Raw genomic sequence first — 13,330 nt, 5'->3', positions numbered from 1 at the left:
GGTTGCCTTGTCGATCCCACTTTTGCAGAAAGTTCGCGTTGGCGCCTATATCACGCGCCAACATTTCACCGGTAACAAGCGCTATCCGCTCGCGCTGATGCTCGAGCCGCTCTTCCGCTGCAACCTAGCCTGCAACGGCTGCGGCAAGATCGATTACCCGGATCCCATCCTCAATCAACGGCTGTCGGTCGAGGAATGCCTCGGCGCCGTCGATGAGTGCGGCGCGCCCGTCGTCTCGATCGCGGGCGGCGAGCCCCTGCTGCACAAGGAAATGCCCACGATCGTCAAGGGCATCATCGCGCGCAAGAAGTTCGTCTATCTGTGCACGAATGCGCTGCTGATGGAAAAGAAGATGGACGATTACCAGCCGAGCCCGTACTTCGTCTGGTCGGTCCACCTCGACGGCGACCAGGCAATGCACGATCACTCGGTGTCGCAAGAAGGCGTCTACGAGAAGGCCGTCGCCGCGATTCGCGAAGCGAAGCGCCGCGGCTTCCGCGTCAACATCAACTGCACGCTGTTCAACGATGCGAAGCCCGAGCGCGTGGCGGCGTTCTTCGACACGCTCGGCCCGATGGGCGTCGACGGCATCACCGTCTCGCCCGGCTATGCCTATGAGCGCGCGCCCGATCAACAGCACTTCCTCAATCGCGACAAGACGAAGCAGCTCTTCCGCGAGATCTTCAAGCGCGGCAGTCGCGGCAAGAATTGGTCGTTCAGCCAATCGGCGATGTTCCTCGATTTCCTCGCGGGCAACCAAACCTACCACTGCACGCCCTGGGGCAATCCGGCGCGCACGGTGTTCGGTTGGCAGCGTCCCTGCTACCTCGTCGGCGAAGGCTATGCGAAGACCTTCAAGGAACTGATGGAGGAAACCGATTGGGACGCATACGGTACCGGCAACTACGAAAAGTGCGCCGATTGCATGGTGCATAGCGGCTTCGAAGCAACGGCCGTGATGGATACCGTCGCGCACCCGCTCAAAGCCCTGCGCGTCAGCATGCGCGGTCCGAAGATCGAAGGCGCTTTCGCGAAGGACATTCCGCTCGACAAGCAGCGTCCGGCCGAATACGTCTTCGCGCACCACGTCGAGATCAAGCTCGAGGAAATCAAGCACGCAGCCAATTCCAAGAGCACGCGTACGGCCGCGGCGCACTGAAAGCGCGCGAATCGTTCGTACGCCTAACTAAAACGGCGCGGTCCCGATGGGCCGCGCCGTTTCGCTTGAAATGCCCGCGCGATGAAAACCAAGACGAAGATCTTTCTGCTGGCGATCGTTCCGTTCGTCGTGGCGATCGTGGGCATCGGCATCGGCGTGCGCTTGCAGGCGTCGGCGCTCGCCGATGCACAGCGCGAAACGGTCAAGGCGGCCTATCTTTCGAGCAAGCAAAGCGAACTCAAGCATTACGTCGATCTCGCGACGAGCGCCATTGCACCGCTTTACGACGCACACGGCGATGCGAAAGACGATGCGGCGCGCCGACGCGAAGCACTCGCTATGCTGCAGCGAATGGACTTCGGGCCCGACGGCTACTTCTTCGTCTACGACATGCGGGGCAATTCGCTCATGCATCCGCGCGAACCCGATCTCGTCGGGCACAACTGGTGGTTGCTTAGGGATCCTAACGGTTCGCTCACGATCCAGCAGCTCATCGCCGCCGCGAGCAAAGGCGGCGGCTATGTGCGCTACGTCTGGCATCGGCCGTCGACGAATCGCTTGGAGGCGAAGCTCGGCTACGTGGTGCCGCTGCCTCGCTGGGGCTGGATGGTCGGCACCGGCATCTATCTCGACGGCGTCAACGAAGCGCTGGCACGCATCGATGCAAGCGCCTCGGCCAACATCGCACGCACGATGACGTGGATCGGCATCATCGCGCTGATGGGCTTCGGCATCATTACCGCGTGCGCGCTCTTTCTGAACGTGTCGGAATATCGCAGCGCCGATGCGAAGCTCAAGCACCTTGCGCAGCAGGTGGTCGAATCGCAAGAACACGAGCGCGCCCGGCTGTCGCGCGAACTGCACGACGGCATCAGCCAAATGATGGTGTCGGTCAAGCTGCTGCTCGAATCGGCGCTCGCGCGCCTCGAACGCGCAGGCCATCCGCAAGTGCGCGTACCCAGCGCGGAAGCGGCACTCGGTACGGCGCTCACGCGCTTATCGCACGTGCTGCGCGAAGTGCGGCGCATTTCGCATGCGTTGCGCCCCTCGATGCTCGACGACCTTGGCCTTGCCGTGGCGCTCGAGCAATTGACGCGAGAACTCGGCGAAGAAACCGGCATCGAGATGCGCGTCGAGACGGACGCCGCGTCGCGCGCGGCCGCGCTGCCGACGACGGTCAACACGGCATTGTTCAGGATTGCTCAAGAAGCGTTGACGAACATCGTGCGGCACGCAAACGCTGCGCATGCAACGCTTGCATTCACCGTTTGCGAGGTGAGCGCGACACTCGCGATCACCGACGACGGCCACGGCTTCGACGTCGAACACGCGCAAGCCGACCTACGCGGCGGCATCGGCTTGCGCAACATGCGCGAACGGCTCGATGCGCTGGCCGGTATGCTGACGATCGAGTCGGCGCCGGGGCATACGGTCGTCACGGCGGCGGTCCCGCTGCCGCACCCCGTTTCCGCGCGCATCGCGCAATCCGTGCAGGACGATCCTCGAACATGAACGCACTCGCTCCCTCCAGCTCAGCTCGCATCATGCTCATCGACGACCACCCGCTCGTGCGCGATGGGCTTCGTCTCCGGCTCGAAGGCGTGCCGGGCCTAGTCGTGGCCGGCGAAGCGGGCAACGCCGAGGAAGCGCTCGCGCTGGCCGAGACGTTATCGCCCGATCTCGTCCTGATGGACGTGGGGATGAACGGAATGAACGGAATCGCGCTGGCCGGCATATTCCACGAACGCTTTCCGGCCGTGCGCGTATTGATGCTCTCGATGCACGACAACATCGAGTATGTGATGCAGGCAGTGAGGGCGGGCGCGAGCGGATATGTACTGAAGGATTCGCCGGCCACCGAGATTCTTCAAGCGATCTCGACGGTGCTCGCGAACCGCACGTTCTTCAGCGCGGGGATCGCCGCGCGCATGATTCGGGCAAGTGCCCTGCAAACGCCCGTGGAACGCCTGACGCCGCGCGAGAGCGAGATTCTCGATGCGCTCGCCGAGGGGCTGTCGAGCAAGCAGATCGCCGAACGCTACGGCCTCTCGGTACGAACCGTCGAAACGCACCGGCACAACCTCAAACGCAAGCTCGACATAGAAGGCCAAGCAGAACTGATCAAGTTCGCCGTCGAACGGCGCCGGCGCTGACGGGTTACTCGGTGCGCGCGTTGTGCGCGGTCAGGAATTTGATGAGGCCATCGATGCCGCCTTGGCTCAGTTGACCCTTGAATTGATTTTGGTAGACCTGGATCAGCCAAGCGCCCGACATGTCGATGTCGTAAATCTTCCATTCATTACCGACCTTGCCGAGACGGTAGCCCACCTCTTGGCTGTCGCCCGGCGTCGCGACCGTCGACATCACGAGCGCGTCGTTGGCCGTCGCTTCCTCGGACTTGAACGAAAAGTGCGCATCCTGCGTGCCCAATTGCGCAAGCGAAGCCGCATAAGTGCGCGTCATCAGGACTTTAAATTGCTGCGTCAACGCTTGCTGCTGCGCAGGCGTCGCTTGCTTCCAGGCCTCGCCGACGGCGATTCGGGCAGTGCGGTCGAAGTTGGTCGCCGGCAAAAAGTGCGACTGCACGATCTGCGTGATCTTCGTCAAATCGCCGCCGCGCGCGGCCGGGTCCTGTTTCATCGCATTGACGGTGCCGACGACGGCCTGCTTGACCACGTCGACGGGCGCCGTCTGCGCCCAGGCGGCGGCGCTCACGAGCGCTGCGGTAAAAAATGCGAACAAATGACGTTTCATGGAATTTCGAGCTCGGTTGAAAGAGTGCCGGCGGTGCCGCTCGCACGCATGCGACCGGCCAGCGGGCGGGTGCGGGCAGTATACCGATCCTCGCCCGTTCGCTTTCGGTTTGGACGCACGCCGCCGACGGACGGTTCCGCACCGGGTTCCGCAACGGCCGGCTCGGCGACGGGCGGGGCAATCCCATCCACCGGTATACTTAGGCGTTTTGCGCCTTTCGTTTTGTTGCCTCCCGATCCATGCTGACGTCCTTTATCGTTCGACTCGTTGACTGGTCCGTGCGCCGACCGATCTGGGTCGTCGCGCTCGCCCTCGTGCTCGCCGCGGCGAGCGGCGTCTATACGGTGCGGCACTTCGAGATCAACACCGACATCAGCAAGTTGATCGACACGGATGCTCAATGGTCGGCGCTCGGCGACGCGATGGATCGCGCGTTTCCGCAACGCGATCAAACCATTCTTGCCGTCGTCGAGGCAGGCGCGCCCGAGATGGCCGATGCGGCGGCCGATGCGCTTGCCGCCGGTCTGTCGAGCCCCGCGCACCGCGCGCAAATCGGCGCGGTCTCGCAGCCGGGCGGCGGGCCGTTGTTCGAGCACGACGGCATGCTGTTCCTGCCCACCGCGAGCGTGGCCAGCACGACGGCGCAGCTCTCGCAAGCGCGTCCGCTCGTCAACACGCTTGCTCACGACCCGAGCGTCGCGGGGCTATCGACCACCTTGTCGACGATGCTCGGCTTGCCGCTGCAATCGGGCCAAGTAAAACTGCCCGCCATGGCGAACTTGCTGACGCGCGCGGCCGATACGGTCGACGCGGTGCTCGCGGGCAAACCCGCGGCGTTCTCGTGGCGCGCGCTCGTCGACTCCGACGCGGCGCACCGGCCCGCGCGCGCGTTCGTCACGGTACAGCCCGTGGTCAATTACGGTGCATTGCAAGCCGGCGCTCAAGCTTCGGACACGATCCGCGCGGTCGCGCGCGAACTCGATTTGCAACGACGTTATGGCGCCCTCGTGCGCCTGACCGGCGCGCAGCCGCTTGCCGACGAAGAATTTGCCTCGGTCGAAGACGGCGCGCTCGTCAACGGCATCGGCACGCTCGTCGTCGTATTGGCGATCCTGTGGCTTGCGCTGCGCTCCAAGCGCATGATTCTCGCCGTGCTCGTCACGCTGGCCGTCGGCTTGCCGATTACCGCCGCGCTCGGCCTCATGATGGTCGGCTCGCTGAACATGATCTCGGTTGCGTTCATGGTGCTGTTCATCGGGCTCGGTGCCGATTTCGCGATCCAATACGGCGTGAAATATCGCGAGGAGCGCCACCGCGACGAGCGGATCGATCATGCGCTCATCGGAGCCGCTCATTCGATGGGCCTGCCGCTGACGCTCGCGGCAGCGGCCGTCGCCACGAGCTTCTTCTCGTTTCTGCCGACGGCCTACCGCGGCGTATCGGAATTGGGCCTCATTGCGGGCGTCGGCATGGTCATCGCCTACTTCAGCACGATGACGCTGCTGCCCGCCCTGCTCAAGCTCATGGCGCCGCCGGGCGAAGCGTCGCGTCCCGGCTTTGCGCGCTTGGCGCCGATCGATGATTATCTGCAAGACCACCGCAAGCCGATTCTGCTGGGCACGCTCGTGATCGTCCTCGGCGCAACGCCGCTGCTGCTCCATCTGCGCTTCGATTTCAACCCGCTGCATCTGAAAGATCCGACGACGGAATCGATGGCGACCCTGCTGTCGCTGAAGAACTCCCCCGAGGCAGGCGTCAACGACGTCACCGTGCTCGCGCCCTCGGTCGCGGCCGCCGATCTGACCGCGCGCCGCATCGGCAAGCTGCCCGAAGTGGGGCGCATCACAACGCTGACAACGTTCATTCCGCCCGACCAACCGCAAAAACTCGCACTGATCGCACAGGCTGCGCACACCCTCTTGCCCGCTCTGACGCAACCGGCAGCGCCGGCGGCGACAGACGCGCAGCGCGTCGCCGCATTGAAACGCGCATCGAATCAGCTCGCGTACGCCGCGCAAGACTATCCAGGCGCCGGCGCGAAGGAAGCTCAACGGCTCTCGGCCTCGCTGGCCAAGCTCGCAGCAGCCGACGTCGCGAAACGCGATCGCGCCGAAGCCGCGTTCTCCACGCCACTGCGGCTCGCTTTGCATCAACTGACGACACTGCTGCAACCGTTCGAGATCACGCGCGCGACGCTGCCGCCTGCGCTCGTGCGCGACTGGGTCACGCCCGACGGTCGCGCGCTCGTTCAGGTTTCGCCGCGCGTGCCGCCCGGCGTCGAACCGGACGACGACACGATGCTGCGCGGCTTCGCGCATGCCGTAAAGCAAGCCGAGCCCGATGCGATCGGCGGCCCCATCTCGATCCTGCATTCGGCCGATACGATCATTACGGCTTTCCTGCAGGCGGCCGCCTGGGCGGTGCTCTCGATCACGCTGCTGTTGTGGGTCACGCTCGGCCGCTTCGGCGACGTGCTGCGCACGATGATTCCGCTGCTGTTCTCCGCGCTCGTGACACTCGAGCTTTGTGTCGTCTTCGACATGCCGCTGAACTTTGCGAACATCATCGCGTTGCCGCTGATGCTCGGTGTGGGCGTGGCATTCAAGGTGTATTTCGTGATGGCATGGCGCGAAGGGCAAACCAACCTGCTCTCGTCGAGCCTCACTCATGCAGTATTGTTCAGCGCAGCCACGACGGCCACCGCATTTGGCAGCCTCTGGCTGTCGCACCATCCCGGTACCGCGAGCATGGGGCGGCTACTCGCCCTCTCGCTTTCTTGTACGCTCGTCGGCGCCGTCGTGTTCCAGCCCGTGCTGATGGGAAAACCACGCGCCGCGCGCGTCCAGAAGAAAGAATAGAAGGAATCGATGGATAACCGACGAACCTTGAGCGCGACGTTCACCGCAACGTTGACCGCCGCGACGCTGTTGGCCGGCTGCGCGAGCCCAGACAAACGCACGCCCGGCGATCCGCTGGAGCCGATGAATCGTGTCGTGTTCAAGGTCAACGACACGATCGACCGCACGATCGCCGTGCCGATCGCAAAGGGTTATCAGAAGGTGACGCCGCATCCGCTGCGCACGGCAATCAGCAACTTCTTTTCCAATTTAGGAGACCTAAACAATATCGCGAACGAGTTGCTGCAGCTCAAGATCACCGATGCCACCGAAGACGTGATTCGCTTCGCGATGAACACGACGTTCGGCATCGGCGGCCTCATCGATTTCGCCACGCCCGCGCGCTTGCCGAAGCACCATCAAGACTTCGGGCTCACGCTCGGACATTGGGGCATCCCGTCCGGCCCCTATCTCGTGTTGCCGATCTTCGGGCCGAGTTCGTTCCGCGACGGCGTGGGGCTCGCCGTCGATACGCGCTTCAGCCCGCTGATCTATGCGCCTGCCGATTCGCGCAAGCCGCTCTACGGTGTGCAATTCGTCAGCGCTCGCTCCGATATGCTCGGCGCGACGAATATTCTCGAGCAAGCAGCGCTCGATAAATACTCCTTCGTGCGCGACGCCTATACGCAGCAGCGCCGCGCAGCCCTGAGCGCCGGTACGTCGACGCCACCCGTGCTGCCCAATTACGGCGACGAGGACGACAGCGCTACGCCGGCCGCACCCGGCGGGGCAAGCGGCGCAACCGAAACGGCACCCGCGGCACCGGCATCGGGCGCGGCAGCGCCTTCGGCCGCATCGACGAGCGCGACACCTTCAGCGCCACCGGCTACCGCCACACCGGTTCCAAAGAACACCGGCGACAAATAGCAAGCAAACCAACAGGCAGACCTCACTCATGCTTCACGCCGCTTTTCACGGCATGCTCGCCTCGACACTGCATGCGCTTCATCCTTACGCGCTCGCCGGGATCATCGCGGCGCTCGTTATCGGCGGCATCGTCAAGGGCATCGTCAGCATTGGCGTGCCGATCGTGGCAATGCCGATCCTGAGCCAGATGATGCCCGTGAAGCAAGCGGTGCTGCTGCTCTCGATGCCCGTCATTCTCGGCAACATCCCCCAAGCCTTGGAAGGCGGCGAGACTTTCGCTACGGCGCGCGGCATCGCCGCACCCCTCGTCGGCACGGTGCTCGGCAACATCATCGGCGTGTCGATTCTGATCTCCCTCGAGCCGCATCATGCGCAAGCCATCGCGGGCGCGCTGTTGATCTTTGCCGCGCTGCTGCTGCTCGCCTCTCCGCGGTTCTCTATCGCGCCCCGCTGGGTCAAGCCGGCGGGATTCGGGCTCGGTTTCGGCGCGGCCCTCATGGAAAGCATCGCGTCGATCCCGGGCCCGCTGCTCGCGATCTATCTGATTGCAACGGGCGCACGCGGCAAAGCGTTCACGAAGCAGATGGCCATCATCCTCGTCGTCTCGATCCTGACGCTGCTGGTGGCTTTCAAAAGCGGCGCGCATGCCTCGATCGGGGACGTGCTCATTTCCGCCGCCGCGAGCGTGCCTGTGATCGCAGGCATCGTGATCGCGCGGCCGCTGCGCGACAAGCTGCCGCCGCACGCGTTCCGCATCCTCGTATTGCTGTTCGTGCTCGCGGCCGCCGCCCAAATGATTCGCAAAGCGATGGGCGCATAAGGCAATCGGAAGCAAAGCGCCACGCTGACCACGCGCACATTCGATTACAAGCGCTCCGATTAGGCGAGGCAAGGTCCGGAAGGGACGAGCCTGCCCCTCGAACAATCATCAAAGCCCGAAGTAAGTCTCGCGCACCGCGTCGCTCGCCTCTAACTCCTCGCGCGTGCCCGACACGCGCACCTTGCCGTGGTCGAGCAGATAGCCGCGATCGGCCAAATCGAGAAACGCAATGTTCTGCTCCGCAATCAGCAGCGACGTACCATCACCGATCGCAGTCCGCAACGCGTCGATGACATGCTTGACGAAAATCGGCGCAAGACCCGACGACGGCTCGTCCATCAGCAAGAGGCGCGGCTCGGAGATCAGCACCTTCGCAATGCCAAGCATCTTGCGCTGCCCACCCGATAGGCTCGCCGCGGCCGCGCGCCGCCGTGAGGCAAGATCGGGAAAGAGTTCGAACAGCACCTCCTTGCGCTGACGAATCTTGGCCTCCGGCATGAAGTAACCGCCAAGCGTAATGTTCTCGTCGATCGACAGCGTCGGGAACACGCCAAGCTCAGACATGAACGCCATCCCGCGCCGAATCCGCTGATCGGGCCGCAGCGTGTCGATGCGTTCGCCGTCGAGCGTGACGCGCCCGCCGCGGCACGGCAGCAGTCCAATCAACGTGCGCAGCAACGTAGTCTTGCCCGCACTGTTCGCGCCGAGCAGCAGCACGGTCTGCCCTGGGTCGACCTGCATGTCGACGCCCCACAGCACTTGCATGGCACCGTAGCCGGCTTCCACGCCTTCGATTACAAGGGATGCCGTCATCACGCCACTCCAATGAATGCCGCAATCACTTCGGGGTCGCGCGAGGCCGTTGCGAGCGGCCCCTCGAACAGCATGCGCCCGGCGCCGAGTACGATCACGCGCTCGGTGATGCGGTTGAGAAAATCGAGCAAATGCTCGACCACGATCATCGCGATCCCTCGCGCCGACAGCTTTTCCAGCAATTGGGCAACCACGTTCAACTCGGCGGGGTTGAGCCCCGCGCCGATCTCGTCGACGAGCAGCAGCTTCGGGCGCGTAGCGAGCGCACGCCCGAGATCGAGCAGCTTTTGCTGGTTCACGGTCAGCGAGCCCGCAACGCGCGACGCCGCATCGGCCAAGCCGATGTCTTCGAGAATCGACCCGATCTCGCGCGGATCCAGACGCACGCTGCGCGCGGCGACTTCGATGTTCTCGCGCACGGTCATGTCGCGGAATACCTTCGGCACCTGAAACGTGCGGTTGATCCCGAGATGCGCGCGCCGGTGCATCGGCAAGCGGTTGATCTTGTGCCCCATGAAGTCGATCACGCCTTCGTCGGCTTGCAGCAGCCCCGAAATCACGTTGATGGTCGTGGTCTTGCCGGATCCGTTCGGGCCGACGAGGCCGACGATTTCACCGGGCACGACCCCGAAGTTCACGTCGTTGAGCACGACCTGCGCACCGAAGTGCTTGTGGATCCCGACCAGTTGCAGCAGTTCAGAAGACATGGATCCCCCGGCGTTGCAGCAGCGACAGGAGGCCACCCGGCAGGAACAGCACGAGCAACACGATGAGGCCACCGTAGATGAACTGGAAATATTGCGGCGTCGAGATGCCGATCGCCGCGTACAAGATGTAGAGCAGCCCCGCGCCGACGATCGGGCCGATCACGGTGCCGACGCCGCCGAAGAGCGCGAACACGATCGCGAACACCGAGAACTGCAATGTGAACACGGCATCCGGGTAGAACACCGAGATGCCCCACGCGTAGACACCGCCCGCCGCTCCCGCGATCAGCGCGGACACGAGCCACGCGATAAGACGCGCGCGCACGACGTTCACGCCCGCCATCGCCGCACTCACGGGATCTTGCTTGACTGCGCGCAACGCCATGCCGAAACCCGACGTGCGGAAATACGCGGCGAGCGCGCACGCGATGAGCAGCACGGCGAGCATGCAGTAGTAGCTCGCCTGCGGATCGTAGACCTGTTCGATCTTGAGGCCGTACGGCCCGCCCGTGATGGCAGACAGGTTCGGGTTCGAGACGACGAAGTAGATGATCTGCGACGCCGCGAGATTCGCGATCGAGAAGTACGCGCCCGAAAGCCGCAGCAGCGGCCCGAGCACGAGCCCGATCAGCGCGGCCGCGAGCGCGCCGCCCGCGACGCATGCAAGCACCGGTAGGTGCGTGTGCAGCACGAGCAGCGACGTCGCGTACGCACCGCTACCGAAGAAGCCGACGTACCCGAATGGTAGATAGCCCGTGAAGCCGTACAGCAGGTTGAGCCCCTGCGTGAGCACGATGAACGTCATGATCGTGAACAGCAGCGACTGGTTCGCGTAGACGTGCGGTGCAACGAGGAAGATCGCGGCGAGCACCGCGAGCAGGATGGCACCCGCGCGCAAGCCGCGCGTCGCGGCCGAGCCGGTTTCGCGCAAAGTTGGATTAAGCAAGACGCACCGCCTTTCCGAGCAGGCCCGAGGGACGAATGAGCACGATGATCAACAGCAGCGCATACGGCACTACGTTCGACCACGACGAATAGTAGGTTTGCATCAGCATCGTGCCGAGCCCGAACACGAGGCCGCCGGCGATCGTGCCGATCGGATTGCCGAGCGAGCCGATGATCACGATCGCGAACGCGGTCGTCGTCAGGTTATCGCCCAGGTCGGGCGACACCGAGCCGAGCAGATACGGCACGAACACCCCCGCGATGCCCGCGAGCGCAAGGCCCGCGACGAACGCGATCGTCGACACGCGGCGCACGTCGATGCCGGTCGCGATCGCCTCCTCGCGGTTCGCCATCACGGCACGCGTTGCGTAACCGAGGCGCGTGCGCGAGAAGTACAGCCACAGCCCCGCCAGCACGACGATGCTGACGCCGGCCGCCCACCACCAGCTATCGGGAAACTGCTGGCCGAATACGCCCAGGTTGCCGCCGCCGAGCGCATCCTCGGGCAGCGAGCGCTGATCGGCGCCGAACATCAGCACGGTCAGCGCCTCGAATATCTGGCCGACGCCGAAGAACAGAATGAACGACAGCATTTCGGGGTCGTCGCTGCGCTGCAGCCGCGGCACGACGGCGCGATACAGCGGCCAACCGATCCCGATCGCGCAGATCACCGACAATGGGATGCCCCACAGCGGATTGAGGCCGAAGCGCTGCGACACGAGCCACGCGGCATAGCCGCCGAGCACGATGAACTGCCCGTGCGCGAGATTGATGATGCGCATCACGCCGAACACGAGGTTGAGCCCCAAGCCGACCAGCGTGAAGAAGATGCCGTACAGAATGCCGCCGATGACGGCATAAGCGAGAAGTTCCACGTTCGTCCTTTCGCAAGCAAGAGGTCGCGGTCGGCGCCGTCACGGGCGTCGACCGGTTCCCGATCAAATGATGCAGCCGGCGATCAGTGCTGCGGTGCCGGGAACACCGGCTTGCCCGTCGCATGCTCTTGCGGATACACGACAACGAACTTCAGATCCTTGTTGCCGTCCGGCACCATCTGCGCGACCGGGAACGGCTGCCCGAGCTGCGCACCGTTCGCGTTGATCTCGAACGGCCCGAGCAGTGTCGTCGTCTTGCCCGACATGTCCATCAGCGCCTGATGGAAATCGGCCTGCGTGAACTGCGGCGCGGTGCCGAGCATCTGCTGCACGATGACGCCCGTGTTGTATCCGGCCGAGTCGAGGAACGACGGCTCCTTGTGCTGCACAGCCTGGAACGCCTGCACGAACTGTGCGGTGTTCATCCCGTAGTTGACCTTGTCGTACTTGACGAGCGGCGGCGTCGGATACGTGTACGTGTAGGCGAGCGCGTCGACGCCGACGTTCTTCTTCATCAGGTCCAGCAACTGGCCCGGGAAGACCGTGAATGTCATGTCGAAGTGCAAGCCGCTTTGCGACAGCGCGCGCAGGAACGCGATGTCGTTCGGCGCGTAGCCGAACTCGAGCACCGCTTGCGGATTGGAAGCCTTCACCGTGTGCAGCAGCACGCTGTAGTTCGATTCCGTCGTCGGCACACTGTGGTAGTAGACGGGCGTCACGCCGCCCTTCACGAGCTCGGCCTTCATCGTCTCGGCCTGCGACGCGTCGAAATCGTTCGCACCGTAGATGATCGCGACGCGCTTGATGTTCTGCTGCTGCAAGAACTTCGCAAGCGGGATCGGCCATACCGTCGACGCCGGAATGCTCACGTCGGCGAGATAGTCGGTCTTCTGCGTGAAGAAGTTCGCCCCCGAGCCGGTCGGGTCGATCAGCAGCATGTGATGTTCGGCCGCGAGCGGCACGGCGACCGACGTCAACACCGAGCCGAAGTCGGCGACGAGCACGTCGACCTTGTCCTGCGAGATCAACTGGTTGTAGAGCGTCGTGGCGGTCGACGTCGAGCTCTGGTCGTCATAGGCGACGATCTTGACGGGGATCTTTTTGCCGAATGACTTGATGAACACACCGCCCTGCTTGTTGACGTCGTCGGCCCAGAACTTGAGGCCCTCGTATTGACCGAGGGACGCGACCGCGAACGGGCCCGTGCTCGCGTAGAGCGTTCCGATCGTGATTTGCGCCGGAGCCGCCGGCGCGGCGTGCGCGCCGAAGCTAGCGACGGCGCAGGCGATGGCCGCCGCGGCGGCTTTGAGCGAAGCGAGAGGCTTGCGGATACGTCGAGCGTGCATTGATGTCTCCTCTGAATTGTTAAGTTAAACCATCGAAACCAATCCACGGCGCGTGACGGCACACGGCCGATGCGCGTGGCCCGATTCTCATGGATATGGAAGCGGAAGGGAAGCAGTGGTCGAGGACAGGGGCGATTCGCCCCAGGC

Annotated in this window: 12 protein-coding genes; 6 read left to right on the top strand and 6 right to left on the bottom strand. The window is 64.0% G+C overall.

Features of this window, described 5'->3' with window-relative positions:
- The first annotated feature begins 7 nt into the window (after positions 1 to 7).
- From hpnH to J3485_RS27440, 3 genes are all read left to right on the top strand, one after another.
- Positions 8 to 1,159, top strand: a complete 1,152-nt coding sequence (gene hpnH / locus J3485_RS27450) for an adenosyl-hopene transferase HpnH (RefSeq protein WP_206957666.1) — start codon at positions 8 to 10, stop codon at positions 1,157 to 1,159.
- 81 nt (positions 1,160 to 1,240) lie between these two features.
- Entirely contained in the window at positions 1,241 to 2,671 is a 1,431-nt protein-coding gene (locus J3485_RS27445; RefSeq protein ID WP_206957659.1) for a cache domain-containing protein, read from the top strand.
- A complete protein-coding gene (locus J3485_RS27440; RefSeq protein WP_242538950.1) occupies positions 2,668 to 3,312 on the top strand; it encodes a response regulator in 645 nt (214 codons plus the stop codon). Before J3485_RS27445 ends, J3485_RS27440 begins: the two co-directional genes overlap by 4 nt.
- 4 nt (positions 3,313 to 3,316) lie before the next feature.
- Here the strand turns inward: J3485_RS27440 and J3485_RS27435 are convergent, their stop codons facing one another.
- Entirely contained in the window at positions 3,317 to 3,913 is a 597-nt protein-coding gene (locus J3485_RS27435; RefSeq protein WP_206957651.1) for an MlaC/ttg2D family ABC transporter substrate-binding protein, read from the bottom strand.
- A 239-nt stretch (positions 3,914 to 4,152) separates the two neighbouring features.
- On the opposite strand from J3485_RS27435, the gene hpnN reads away from it, so the two are divergent.
- The 3 genes from hpnN to J3485_RS27420 are packed head-to-tail and all read left to right on the top strand — an operon-like array spanning position 4,153 to position 8,497.
- On the top strand, positions 4,153 to 6,771 hold the full coding sequence (gene hpnN, locus J3485_RS27430; RefSeq protein WP_206957649.1) for a hopanoid transporter HpnN: 2,619 nt from the start codon (positions 4,153 to 4,155) through the stop codon (positions 6,769 to 6,771).
- Between the two features lie 9 nt (positions 6,772 to 6,780).
- Positions 6,781 to 7,677: an MlaA family lipoprotein gene (locus J3485_RS27425; RefSeq protein WP_206957647.1), complete on the top strand. Its 897-nt coding sequence runs from the start codon at positions 6,781 to 6,783 to the stop codon at positions 7,675 to 7,677.
- A 28-nt stretch (positions 7,678 to 7,705) separates the two neighbouring features.
- On the top strand, positions 7,706 to 8,497 hold the full coding sequence (locus tag J3485_RS27420) for a sulfite exporter TauE/SafE family protein (protein ID WP_206957645.1): 792 nt from the start codon (positions 7,706 to 7,708) through the stop codon (positions 8,495 to 8,497).
- 108 nt (positions 8,498 to 8,605) lie between these two features.
- Here the strand turns inward: J3485_RS27420 and J3485_RS27415 are convergent, their stop codons facing one another.
- The 5 genes from J3485_RS27415 to J3485_RS27395 form a co-directional block, all read right to left on the bottom strand.
- The gene (locus J3485_RS27415; protein ID WP_206957643.1) at positions 8,606 to 9,310 is read right to left on the bottom strand and encodes an ABC transporter ATP-binding protein; all 705 of its coding nucleotides are present in this window, start codon (positions 9,308 to 9,310) and stop codon (positions 8,606 to 8,608) included.
- Positions 9,310 to 10,017: an ABC transporter ATP-binding protein gene (locus tag J3485_RS27410; RefSeq protein WP_206957632.1), complete on the bottom strand. Its 708-nt coding sequence runs from the start codon at positions 10,015 to 10,017 to the stop codon at positions 9,310 to 9,312. Before J3485_RS27410 ends, J3485_RS27415 begins: the two co-directional genes overlap by 1 nt.
- Positions 10,007 to 10,963: a branched-chain amino acid ABC transporter permease gene (locus J3485_RS27405; RefSeq protein ID WP_242538949.1), complete on the bottom strand. Its 957-nt coding sequence runs from the start codon at positions 10,961 to 10,963 to the stop codon at positions 10,007 to 10,009. The genes J3485_RS27410 and J3485_RS27405 overlap by 11 nt, the downstream gene beginning before the upstream one ends.
- The gene (locus J3485_RS27400; protein WP_206957622.1) at positions 10,956 to 11,837 is read right to left on the bottom strand and encodes a branched-chain amino acid ABC transporter permease; all 882 of its coding nucleotides are present in this window, start codon (positions 11,835 to 11,837) and stop codon (positions 10,956 to 10,958) included. The genes J3485_RS27405 and J3485_RS27400 overlap by 8 nt, the downstream gene beginning before the upstream one ends.
- Positions 11,838 to 11,920: 83 nt before the next feature.
- The gene (locus J3485_RS27395; RefSeq protein ID WP_206957620.1) at positions 11,921 to 13,183 is read right to left on the bottom strand and encodes an amino acid ABC transporter substrate-binding protein; all 1,263 of its coding nucleotides are present in this window, start codon (positions 13,181 to 13,183) and stop codon (positions 11,921 to 11,923) included.
- Between the last annotated feature and the right edge of the window lie 147 nt (positions 13,184 to 13,330).

The organism is Trinickia acidisoli, assembly GCF_017315725.1.
Lineage (GTDB): Bacteria > Pseudomonadota > Gammaproteobacteria > Burkholderiales > Burkholderiaceae > Trinickia > Trinickia acidisoli.
Note: the sequence above shows the minus strand (reverse complement) of the source record. Positions and strands in the feature narration are given on the sequence as shown.